This window comes from Streptomyces sp. NPDC101151 (assembly GCF_044768335.1).
GTDB lineage: Bacteria > Actinomycetota > Actinomycetes > Streptomycetales > Streptomycetaceae > Streptomyces.
Genome location: NZ_JBIWPP010000128.1, coordinates 1 through 2,115 on the forward strand (window position 1 = coordinate 1; position 2,115 = coordinate 2,115).

Annotated in this window: 2 protein-coding genes; both read right to left on the reverse strand. The window is 66.6% G+C overall.

Annotation, left to right across the window (positions count from 1 at the left end):
* Nucleotides 1–1,613 (reverse strand): potassium-transporting ATPase subunit KdpA (gene kdpA / locus ACIRU3_RS47685; RefSeq protein WP_404070744.1); only part of this gene is annotated, 1,613 nt, incomplete at its 3' end.
* A gap of 8 nt (nt 1,614–1,621) precedes the next feature.
* On the reverse strand, nt 1,622–1,711 hold the full coding sequence (gene kdpF, locus ACIRU3_RS47690; RefSeq protein WP_067057375.1) for a K(+)-transporting ATPase subunit F: 90 nt from the start codon (nt 1,709–1,711) through the stop codon (nt 1,622–1,624).
* Between the last annotated feature and the right edge of the window lie 404 nt (nt 1,712–2,115).

Consider the following 2,115-nt stretch of genomic DNA (forward strand, 5'->3'; position numbering starts at 1 on the left):
GTGAGACCGGTGATGATCAGGATCGCGCCCACCAGCAGGCCGGTGAACAACGGCTTCTCGGTGCGCAGGGTGCCCGCGGTCACCGGGACCGGCTTCTGCTCGGCGAGCGAGCCGGCCAGCGCCAGCACGAACACCATCGGCAGGAAGCGGCCGAGCAGCATCGCGAGACCGGTCATGGTGTTGTACCAGTCGGTGTTCGCGTTCAGGCCGGCGAAGGCCGAGCCGTTGTTGTTCGACGCCGACGTGAAGGCGTACAGCACCTCGGAGAAGCCGTGCGCACCCGAGTTGAGCATGGAGTTCGGCGGGGTCGGCAGCGCCATGGAGGCCGCGCTGAAGATGAGCACCAGCGCCGGGGTGATCAGGATGTAGGCCGCCGCCAGCTTCATCTCGCGGGCGCCGATCTTCTTGCCCAGGTACTCGGGCGTACGGCCGACCATCAGACCGGCGATGAACACCGCGATGACCGCCATGATCAGCATGCCGTAGAGACCGGAACCGGTACCGCCGGGCGCGATCTCGCCCAGCATCATGCCGAGCATGGTGATGCCGCCGCCGAGTCCGGTGAAGGAGGAGTGGAAGGAGTCCACCGCACCGGTCGAGGTGAGCGTGGTCGACACCGCGAAGATCGACGAGCCGCCGACACCGAAGCGGACCTCCTTGCCCTCCATCGCGCCACCCGCGGCCTGGAGCGCCGGGCCGTGGTGCGCGAACTCGGTCCACATCATCAGGGCGACGAAGCCCAGCCAGATGGTGAACATCGTGGCGAGGATCGCGTAACCCTGCTTCACGCTGCCGACCATCACGCCGAACGTGCGGGTCAGCGAGAACGGGATCACCAGGATCAGGAAGATCTCGAACAGGTTCGTGAACGGGGTCGGGTTCTCGAAGGGGTGGGCGCTGTTGGCGTTGAAGTAACCGCCGCCGTTGGTGCCCAGCTCCTTGATGGCCTCCTGCGAGGCGACCGCGCCGCCGTTCCACTGCTGCGAGCCGCCCATGAACTGGCCGACCTCGTGGATACCGGAGAAGTTCTGGATCGCGCCACAGGCGACCAGCACGATCGCGGCGATCGCGGCACCAGGCAGCAGGATCCGCAGCGTGCCGCGCACCAGGTCGGCCCAGAAGTTGCCCAGCTCACCGGTGCGCGAGCGGGCGAAACCGCGCACCAGCGCCACCGCGACGGCGATACCGACAGCCGCGGAGACGAAGTTCTGTACGGCGAGACCGGCGGTCTGCACGACGTGACCCATGGTCTGCTCGCCGTAGTACGACTGCCAGTTGGTGTTGGTCACGAAGGACACGGCCGTGTTGAACGACTGTGCCGGGTTGACCGAGTCGAAGCCCATCGAGCCCGGCAGAACACCCTGCAGCCGCTGCAGCAGGTAGAGGAAGAGGACGCTGACGGCCGAGAAGGCGAGTACACCGCGCAGATACGCGGGCCAGGTCATCTCGGTGTCGGGGTTGGCACCGATGCCCTTGTAGATCCACTTCTCGACGCGCAGGTGCTTGTCGGAGGAGTAGACCCGGGCCATGTAGTTGCCAACGGGGATGTAGACGAGTGCCAGCGCGCCTATCAGGGCGAGCAGCTGGAGCACGCCTGCCAGTACGGGACCCATGTCAGCTCTCAGAACCTCTCCGGGAAGATCAGGGCGAGGACGAGATAGCCCAGCAGGGCGACGGCCACGACCAGGCCGACGATGTTTTCGACGGTCACAGCTTCGTCACCCCCTTGGCGACAAGAGCCACCAGCGCGAAACCCGCGAGCACGGTGACGACGAAGGCCAGATCGGCCATCGCGAACTCCTGGAGTGAGGTTCGATTGAAACGGACGCTTAGAGGAAAGCGCCTGGCTGGCCGGAACTGGCCCCCCGTTGACGGCCCTCTTACGGCGGCCCACACACCTTTGACGGGACTCTTACGGCTCCTGACCCGTACCGGCCAGTAAGCCGCGTGACCGTGGGTGGCGTGCCTCACAGCAGCCGGAACCGCAGCCTGCAGATCACCGCGTCCGTCTCCCGCCGCACGGCGTGCGCAACGACCGCGCCCCGCTGGTTCTGCAGCAGCCGCTGCCACAGCCGCTCCGGCTCCGTCTCCGGGATCAGCACAGTGACCCGGGTG